Source organism: Helicobacter sp. (assembly GCF_014799995.1).
GTDB lineage: Bacteria > Campylobacterota > Campylobacteria > Campylobacterales > Helicobacteraceae > Helicobacter_D.
The window spans coordinates 1-9,213 of sequence record NZ_JAAVGY010000022.1 but is presented as its reverse complement, the minus strand read 5'-3'; the positions used below and the strand labels follow the sequence as shown (position 1 = coordinate 9,213).

6 protein-coding genes and 1 pseudogene are annotated in these 9,213 nt (G+C 36.6%); all 7 read right to left on the bottom strand.

Going from position 1 to position 9,213, the window contains the following annotated elements:
- Positions 1–296: 296 nt before the first annotated feature.
- Positions 297–620 carry a CRISPR-associated endonuclease Cas2 gene (gene cas2, locus HDT10_RS03700; protein ID WP_290880111.1) on the bottom strand — a complete coding sequence of 108 codons (324 nt, stop codon included), beginning with the start codon at positions 618–620 and terminating at the stop codon, positions 297–299.
- Positions 583–1,548 carry a type II CRISPR-associated endonuclease Cas1 gene (cas1, locus tag HDT10_RS03695; RefSeq protein WP_290880108.1) on the bottom strand — a complete coding sequence of 322 codons (966 nt, stop codon included), beginning with the start codon at positions 1,546–1,548 and terminating at the stop codon, positions 583–585. The genes cas2 and cas1 overlap by 38 nt, the downstream gene beginning before the upstream one ends.
- Positions 1,548–4,772 (bottom strand): type II CRISPR RNA-guided endonuclease Cas9, encoded by a 3,225-nt coding sequence (cas9, locus tag HDT10_RS03690; RefSeq protein ID WP_290880113.1) that lies wholly within the window; start codon positions 4,770–4,772, stop codon positions 1,548–1,550. Before cas9 ends, cas1 begins: the two co-directional genes overlap by 1 nt.
- A gap of 70 nt (positions 4,773–4,842) precedes the next feature.
- On the bottom strand, positions 4,843–6,696 hold the full coding sequence (gene rpoD, locus HDT10_RS03685) for an RNA polymerase sigma factor RpoD (protein WP_290880107.1): 1,854 nt from the start codon (positions 6,694–6,696) through the stop codon (positions 4,843–4,845).
- Between the two features lie 149 nt (positions 6,697–6,845).
- The gene (locus HDT10_RS03680) at positions 6,846–7,631 is read right to left on the bottom strand and encodes a carbon-nitrogen hydrolase family protein (RefSeq protein WP_290880106.1); all 786 of its coding nucleotides are present in this window, start codon (positions 7,629–7,631) and stop codon (positions 6,846–6,848) included.
- Positions 7,628–7,870, bottom strand: a complete 243-nt coding sequence (xseB, locus tag HDT10_RS03675; RefSeq protein ID WP_290880104.1) for an exodeoxyribonuclease VII small subunit — start codon at positions 7,868–7,870, stop codon at positions 7,628–7,630. The genes HDT10_RS03680 and xseB overlap by 4 nt, the downstream gene beginning before the upstream one ends.
- Positions 7,870–9,213 (bottom strand): annotated as a pseudogene (locus HDT10_RS03670) (flagellar functional protein); the annotation flags it as partial. The pseudogene HDT10_RS03670 and the gene xseB, both read right to left, overlap by 1 nt.

Sequence of the window (9,213 nt, the reverse complement as noted above, 5' to 3'; positions counted from 1 at the left end):
GTCAGCAAATTTTCTAAATACTGGAATTAAGTTTTAGCCGCTTCTTAAATTCTTTTATGGTAAAATATACTTTACTAGAACATCGTATATAAAAGGGTTTGGGAATTTTAAAAGTTCCAAAATATCTTAAAATAAGTGATTTTAAGATAAAGAAAGATATAATTCCTACCAAAGAATTTAAAAAGCGGCTAAAATAAGGAGTTTTCGGTCTCCGCAGGGTTACAATCCCTTAAAACCGAATCTATATCTTTTTAATTCTCAAATCTTTTGAAATCTATTAATATACTTTTAATAGTCTAAAAAAGCGTAAGTTGTCTAGGTTTGTTTGCCTTTTCATTTTCACTTCTTTTTCCAAGTAATAATCGCATATTGTCAAATTGCTTTTCAGTAAGAACTAATGCCCTAATATGCCCTTTTGGCGGAACAATCAAACCTACCTTATCCAAATAATTATTGGCACTTGCTATACCCTTGCAAATCCTCATATAAACACTATATTGCAGCATCATAAAGCCATCTTTAATAAGAGACTTGCGGAATTTCGTGCAATTCTTCCTGTCCTCTTTAGTAAAAGTTGGCATATCAAACATTACTAACACCCTCATAAATTTCTCTTCCATTGGATTTCTCCTCGCAAAAGAGAGGTGTTTTGAGCTTGAGATTCTCCACCTCAAGGCAACGCACCAAACTTTGCACACTCACTATAACTGCCCGACTAAGCGGATAGAGTTTCTTTTCTATCATCACTGACACATTTAAGATTTCTACCAACTGGACGCGATTTTCTAGGCTTAGGGATTCTTGTAACTCTCCATTCTCGCACATTCGCATTACAAGGGAATCGACAAAAATCCGATAAGGTTCTATCATATCATCAGCGAGATTGAACGCATTGAATTGATTTTTGTGATTGATTCCAAGTGCTGGATTAAGCCCACTTGCACAAAGACTTCTTACAATAATTCCTCGCACAATCGCGTAACCATAATTGAGTGCAGCATTTATCGTTCCAATTTTTTCCTCTTCAAAAATTTGGATTTTGCGACTAAAGCCCACACCAAAAAGTGCCTTGAAATAGATTGCAGCCGCTTTGGCTTCGTTATTTGTGCTATCTCCTAGATTGACAGACTTTGCTAAAGATTCTAATTGATACCATTCTGCTTTGCTACACATTTGCAACAAAGCCGCTTGATTGCTTATTTTCGCTTTAACCATTTGCTGCCAAAGCACTGCTTTGGTTTGTTTTTTGAGTTTGATTTGATTTTGCAAAATACTTAAACTCTTAAAGTGTCCCAAAAATGGCATAAACACACCACTAGGCAAATGCGAGCTATCACAAGTGTAACAAACGATTTTATATTGCGCTAACGCATTAAGCAGTGCATTTGTAAGCGTGATTTGTGGAGATTCTAAAATAATACAAAGAATATCAGAAAGTGGAATCTTTACGCTTTCTTTGTCTTTTTGGGCAATGCACAAATGCCTATCAAGCAAACTAAGCCTCACGGGAGTGCTTAGAAAAAGCGTGCGAAAGGCGGCATTAAACATTATTTATTCTTGTTTTTGGGGCTAGACTTTAAAGAAATGGCTTGACGCGGCATAGATTCTGCCTTTTGGATTTCGCCAAGTGGTGAGACTTGGTATTTTTCAAAGGTTTTGAGATTTTGGATTGATATTAAACTTTCATCTAATATTTTTTGATTATCTTCACATTTCACCTTGAATATTTTTTCTTGATTGCCACTTAAATTATCTGCCTTATTATCGTGCTTGACAATTTCTATTGAAGCACCAGAAGTTTTAAATCTTTTAAAATAACACAATTCCGCTTTCTCCATTTCCTTTTTCTGCACCAAAATCAAATCGTCCTTAAATAGGCTAAAGCAAAAGCCATAATTAGAATCCATTTCTAGCCAATCCTTGATAACACCCTCTTTGTCTTTGCCTCCCACAACTGCTTTATTGGGCAAGATTCCAAGCGCAAAGTCCATTGTGTAAATGGGCACACCATAGAATTTGCCACTTTGTTTGTGCTTGAAAATATCCACACGCACCATTGCGCCATTGCTCACAATCTTTGTGCCTATTTGGCGAATCTTGCCAAGTTTTACCGCTCTTTCTATCCCCTTTTGTCCTCCATAGTCCATTTTTTCCTTTTTAGCATATTCCTCATCTTTACACAATTTTTCAAAAGAATAGAATGTCGCCTCGTGCAATGCCCCTCTTGCCCTTTTGCGCGGGGGTTTGGAGACAAAGATAGAATCCACTTTATCTAGCACCATTTGCCTAAAGTTTTTACAGGGCTCAAAGAATGCCCTTTTATCCTTATATTCCGATTCTGCAATTTGTTTAGCATAGAATTTCGCTTTATTTTGTTCTTGAAGCTTTCTAAAATCTGAAAATGCCTTGATGACGCTTGCGTTTGTGAAACCAATAATCACCGCATCGACTGCGTGGTGCAAGTGATTGTCGCGATTTTTACTCCCAAGCCCCCAATAATGCCTAAGCATCGCCGTCAAGCTCCCGTTCATTACCTCCACATGCACCTTGCTACCTTTCTCGCCAGCAATTGTTGCTTCATTTTCACTTAAGGGTAAAAATTCCAAACAATCTTTAGTCCATTGACTCGCTAACCTTGCAATATAACTTGTATCATTCAAGTTTCTTGCGAGAAAACCCGCTTCTTTATCCGTAAATTGTGTGTTGGAGATTCTGCGGTATTTGGGTTTAGGAAGCTTGCTTGCACGACTAAGAATCTTGTCCCATTTTTCCTTGTCTGTGCCAAAAGCTTCAAAGGGTGTCTTATTGAGCTTATTCTGATTTTCTTTCGTAAAAACAAGCACTTTGTTGTTTTGACTATCATCAAAACTACGTGAGTAGGGATAGATATGGTCAATTTGTAGCATTGTGGAATCTTTTAAATGTTCTAGTGTGATTTTTTCTCCACTATAAGCACAACGCTCACCTTGTTCTATCCAAAGTTTTATCTTAAGGATATTTGCTCCATTAAGAGGTAATTCTAAATTTTCACATTGTTTCTGCGCATTTTGATTTGCCTCAAAATGCTCCCTTTGTTCTTTTTCAATTTTCTTGCGCTCATCATAATTTTTGCCCGCTTCACGTGTAAACTCTAAATGAATTTTGTGCACCTGTCCATGTTTTCTAAGTAACGCATTGCATACTTTGCGGTATTCACTCAATGCCCTTGCCACGACAGGATTTGCGAGATAGGGTTCATACTCTTTGAGCGGCGAGAGAAAATTATCCTTTTGTTGATGTTTCTTATGCTCTTGCAATCCTGCTTCCTTGACTGCTTCATCATAACGCAATCCCTTACGCATAAAGGGCAGAATCTGCTCTAATGCTCTGAAGCTCAAATCAATAAATTTATCAAAATTCAATTCGCTTAGATTCTCTATTTGCTTTTCATTGATGTTTGGATAATGTGTTAACTTGTCCTTTAGCTCTGCTTTGCTTTTAATCAGCGCAATATCATTTGCAATCCTATCAAGCTCATTTCTGGTAAGCCCATCAAAGCCCTTATCACCAAAAGCCTTATTAAAACTTTTTAGCTTTTTAAATTCTATGACCTTTGCATTTTCGGCATCTTTTTTAGTATAGTCAAGTTTGGAATCTTTCGGAAATTGGATTCTCTCATCGAGGTTAATAATTTTGCGTAATTTTTTGTAACTGATTTCGCCCTTTTCCAATACCATATCACGAATTTCATGCAGTTTATCCGCACTATACACTTCGCCGCTACGTTTAGTGATATTTGCTAGAATGTTGATGATTTTTGTGAGCGCAACAAATTCTATTGCACTAGGCGAATCTTTTGGGGCACGAGGCTCATCGGCATAAAATGTGCATTTGCCAACCTTATCCTCAAAGCTTTTAAGTGGACGTTGCAAAAACGCTATTTCCATAATAGCAGATTCAAAGTCTAGCTCTTTTAATTTACCATTTTCATCGATAATCTTATATTTTTTATCGCTAAAATTAAAGCCAAACTCACGCTGTTTTTCAAAAATCAACCCTAACTCTTTTTGCAATTCACTTTGATTTAAACAACGCGTATAAGATTCTGCCTTGTTCCTAACATTTCTAAATTCTTGCGTGCCCTGTATGTTCTTTAAAGACTTTTGCTCCACATCAAAATCACGTGGCTTTTCAAAAAATTCGCTATAAAGATATTGCCCAGCACTTTGATAGTCTTTTTCAAGCAACAACTTTTCATTCTCTTTAATCGCCTTTTTGACTTTGCCACTTTCGCTATCATCTGCATCTTTAGCATGCTTATTTCCATATCCTCGATGTTTGGCAATATGCAAAATCACGCGTGCAAGTTCATCAACATTTAATTTGCGTTCTAGCCCTTCTTTGCGAAGCCTATATGGATTGTTGTTTAGTTTTTCAAGCTCCTGTTTGCCTTTTTCAGTTTGACGCTTTTGTTTGCGTTCATCTTTTGAAACTTTACACTTTTGGATACAATAAGCCTTTGGCAGCTCGCCATCAGGCGCGAGATAATCGCCAAGTTTCAAACCAAACTCTTTGCAAATCAACTTCTTGAGCGCATAGAGCCTTGCCTTTCTGCGCGCCAGCCTCCTTCTCGCGCTCCGCGCCTCCCTGCGTGGCGCAGCAAGCGAATCGCCATTTTTTGGATTCTCCGCCTTCGTAAAGATTCTCACGCCGCAATCCTTGAGCACATCATCTTCGATATAAGCCCAACCAATACTCGTGATTCCTATATCAAATCCTAAGACTTTCATAATATATCCTTGATAATTATCCAATAAATCTTGAGGAGTATTGTATTATTTTATTGCTTTATTAAGGAAACAATTATTCCTCAATATAATTTTTAAGCTTGCGTCCTACTTTTGGGTGTTTGAGCTTTTTAATTGCGCTAGATTCTATTTGTCGCACACGTTCGCGCGTTACATTAAGTTCCTTGCCAATTTCCTCTAAAGTCCTATCCGATTCATCATCAAGCAATCCAAAACGCATACGAATCACGGCTTTTTCGCGCTCATTGAGTTGGTCTAATACATCATCAATTTGACTTTTCAAATCCTCTTTCAAAATATGGTCCATTGGTCCAATAGAGGTTTTATCCTCTACAAAATCTCCAAATTTGCCATCTTCCCCATTGCCAATAGGTGCTTCTAAGCTAATAGGTTCTTTTGTGATTTTGATAACATTTTTCACCTTATCCACAGGCAATCCCACACCCTCCGCGATTTTCTCCAAATCCGGCTCTTTGCCCTCTTCTTGCAAAAATTTGCGCATAATTTTATTAATACGATTAATCGTCTCAATCATATGGATTGGAATTCGAATCGTGCGTGCTTGGTCTGCAATTGCACGAGAAATTGCTTGACGAATCCACCAAGTCGCATAAGTAGAGAATTTATAACCCTTTTTATATTCAAACTTATCTACGGCTTTCATCAATCCGATATTGCCCTCTTGAATCAAATCCAAAAAAGGCAATCCGCGATTCGTATAACGTTTAGCAATGCTAACAACAAGGCGCAAATTGGATTTTGCCATTTTGGTTTTTGCTTTATCGGCAATGTCCTTCCCTCTCTTAATCTGCTCCAAAATCTGCTTTAATTTCTCTGGTTCTAAATCAAAGCTTCCCTCACTTGCGGCTTTGGTTTGGAATAGTTTTTTGATTTCCATATAAGTAGAAACCATTGTCGCTTCTGGCACTGCAGAAGTAATATCTGTCTTGCTCATTTCTGTGATATTATCCAAAATCTTTTTATGATTCGCCAATAAAATATCATTAAATAAAGGCAAACGATATTCTAAACGTTTTAATTCCTTTTCAAATCCCTCATCACTTTTAATCGTATTTTCCATTGCCTTGACAAGCTCATTAATCAATTTGCTTGTGGGTCCTAAGTCTAATAATTTTTCTTTCAAAAGCTGTTTTTTGTGTGCTAGAGTGAGCAAATAGAGCATATCCTCGCAATTTTCATTGTCTTTTTCTTTTTCCCAAGTCTTTAGCCAATCTTTTTTGGCTTTTTCTAACGCTTTGAAACTTATGAGCACTTTTTCTACACGTTTTTGGTCTTTTTTACTAATGGGCTTTTTGGATTCCTCACTCTCTTCGCTTTCATTTTCTTCATTCTCCTCTTCCTCTTCTTCCTCGCCCTCTTCCTCTTCATCATCAAAGCTTTTAAAGAGTTCTTTCACGCGTCTTTCACGATTAATCAAGGCTTCTTTATAATCCAAAATAAAATCAATCAAATAAGGCACAGAGCAAATCGCGTCTAAAATAATATTTTCGCCTAATTCAATGTTTTTGCTAAGCTCTACTTCATCTTCACGCGTCAAAAGTGGAATCTGTCCCATTTCTCGCAGATACATTCTCACCGGGCTATCACTACGACTCCATTCAAGCAATTCGCGCTCTTTCATAAAGTCAAATTCATCTTCTAGCTCCTCGTCTAAAAGACGTTTTTTGTCTTCTTTTATCTTTCTTGCTTCATCTTGATTGAGAATCTTTGCCACTTCAGAAGCGGACATTAGTTTTCTTTTGTGTTTTTTTGCAAGCTCACTTACTCTTTTAGCCTGCGCAGCGGTAGGGAGTTTGCCCAAAACCTGTGCAACTTTTTCATAAGAAACATATTTGGATTCGTTTTGAAATAATTCATCTAGTTGTTGATTAACATTTTTTGCGGACATAGACAACTCCAAAAGTAGATAAAACTTAAACTATTTTTAAGCTAAAGGAAAGTTTTGGATTATATCTAAAATTAATAAATTTAAGCTTAAAATTAATGATAAATCCTAACTCTTTTGTAAAATTTAAAAACCTCTTAAAAAACTAACCTTTAAGGACGGAATCTCCAACATTCTTTGATTTCCTTTAAGTATTTTTTATCCACTTCGGCAATCAATAATTCCTCGCGGTCTCCTAGGCAATCTATTACCTCGCCATTGGGGCAAACAAAGAGAGAATCTCCATAGAAATTCCATAAAGTTTTCGTGGGCATATCCTCATATTGCCCGATTCTATTCGCACGCAAGACATAGCAACTATTCAAGAATGCCCGCATTTTGATAATGCTACGCCAACGCAAAGAAGAATCAAAGGTAGAGGCACTCGGCAATAGCACACAATCTACATTTTCATTTTTAAACTTTAGCCAAAATTCATCAAAATGCAATTCATAGCCAAAAAGCACAGAAAACTTAATCCCTCCCACATTAAAAGTCGGCGGGGTTCTAAGAGTCTTTGGTGAAGTATTGGCAAAAAACTTCGCTTCATTCCAATGTTCATAAGGCATAAGCTTCTGCGCCCTATAATGGATTGCCTTGCCCTTATTAATAATCAAGATTGTTTTATAGAGTTTGCGAGAAACAACCTCTATTATAGGCGTTACAATAATGATTCCATATTTGACAGAAAGTTGCAATAGGTTTTCGTTTTCTTGATTGATTTGCGCTAGCCATTGTGTTTTTTTGTTTCTTTTGGATTCCAAATTTTTGAAAAATGGATTGAGTAAATATTCTCCAAAAAGAATGACTTTGGCTTTCGCTTCCACTGCGGTTTTAAGATAAGATTCTATGTCGTCTTGACTTTTAGTGTTTGAGAGTTGTAAAGCAGCGATTTTCATTGGTTTTCCTTTTTGTATTGCATTTTAAGCTCCTCACATTGTAACTGCGCATTTTCTAAAATTTTTTGCGCTTTCTGTAAGTTTTCCATACCCTCTTTATAGAGTGCCAGCCCCTCATTAAGTGTGAGATTTTCCTCCTCTAATTTTTCTAAACATTGCGAAATTATACCAAGATAATCTTCAAAACCAATTTCTTGACTCTTAGATACTTGTTGTGTCTTTTCTTTTTTTTCTCTCATTATTGTCCTTGCGCTTGGGTTGCACTTTGAGTTTCTAACAATCTTTTTGCATCTATACATAAATTTTTCCAAGGTGATTTTGCTTGGACTGCTTCACATTGACTGTAAGATTCTATTGCTGCGTCTTTATTGCCTAGTTTATCATTCAAATATCCTTGCAAATAATAAATTTGAATCTGCTCATTCCCTGAACTAATATGCGATTCTGCGCTCTTTAATAAATCTAAAGATTCTTGGAATTTGCCCTCACGATTCAGAGCCTCTACCATACCTAATTCAACCCAAGGGGAATATTCAAAACGTTCGTGCTGCTTTTGAAGCGTCATTAGCTTATTGGCATATACCTTGATAGCGGTATCATCTTTTTTTGTAAGCGCATTTTGCAATATCTCTTTATAAACTTCTATCATTTTGTTATCGTCTTTTAATTTCTCCTCTAAAGTAGGTAGAATCTTGAATGCCTCTTCGTCTCTTCCTTGCTTACTTAGAGCCATAAATAACACCCAAGCACTATCATTGTGCGTAGGATTGCTTAACAAACTCAAAGTATCGCGTGCGGCAAGAGCTGCTTTAGGATAATCTTGCATTTCGTATTGCACCCACGCCAAACGATAGAGCCAATCCTCTTTATCCATTGGCACTTTAGCATTTTGCGATTCTATTTGAGCAATTTTTTGTGCGGCACTATATTGTTTATTTTCTATCAAACAATCAACCTCTTGCAATCTTTCCTTGCTTTCTAGCGGGATTCTCTCCCCATACAAACTACCATAATACGCAACTTCTTTACAATTTTGATTTTTAAGAGAATCTCTAACTAACGCACTCAAAGCGTTCATTAAAGCTTCGGGATTCTCTCCTAATTCTTTTTCTAGCTCGTCTCTTATAGCAAAGATTTCTTGATATTTTCCCAATTCATACAAGGTTTGAGCCTTTTTCTCTAATGCCATTTTGGCTTCTTCCTTGCCTTGATAATTTTGCATTACATAATCATAATGCTCTAATCTTTTCGTTGCATTCTCTTCATTGAAATTTAATAACAAATTATCATCTAAATTTTGCACTTCGCGTCGTTCTGTATCGTTTTCTGTTTCTTTAAGTAAGAGTTGATAATATTGGTGTGCTTTTTTGAGATTCCCCGCTTTATCAAACCACACCGCCATACTCTTAAGCAATGGCAAATATAAAGGGTCATCTTTATCTTCTAAGCTTTCAAACATTACTTCCGCCACTTGCGCAGGCACATCATAGATTCCAGCTTCTGCCCAACCTTGCAACATATTGTAATATTTGGGGACATCTTTTAAGAAATACTTTTTATTTGCGTCTAAGACATTTTTAAG